General features: G+C 67.1%; 1 protein-coding gene. It reads right to left on the bottom strand.

Annotation, left to right across the window (positions count from 1 at the left end; genetic code table 11):
* Positions 1-119 precede the first annotated feature (119 nt).
* The coding region (locus tag AC0L18_RS32465; RefSeq protein WP_473495754.1) for a hypothetical protein at positions 120-310 on the bottom strand (191 nt) is incomplete at its 5' end.

The raw sequence follows: 310 nt of genomic DNA, 5'->3' as shown, positions 1-310 counted from the left end.
TCGTCATCGAGGTGTTCGAACGGTGGAGGCAGCCGCGCGGACCGCCCTACGCCAGGACACCGGACCGGGAGAACGCCGCATGACCGGCATGGCTTGATGCAGCCTTCTGGCGCAGGCACTCAGCCTCCGGCAACCAACCCGCGCGCGTCCATGGTGATCATCGGCGTCGACAGGGCTGCGTCCGACTGCACGCCGAGCCGACGATGCCGCACGGCCGGAAGACAAAGCGGTCGGTCTGCATCAATCCCGCCGCTTCCCGGCGGCGGTCGCGCCATCCCAGACACCAGCCGAAAATCGAAATCTCCATAGC

It is taken from the genome of Mesorhizobium sp. WSM4819 (genome assembly GCF_055811215.1).
The sequence above is the reverse complement of the archived record's forward strand: the minus strand, read 5'-3'. Positions and strand labels throughout refer to the sequence as shown.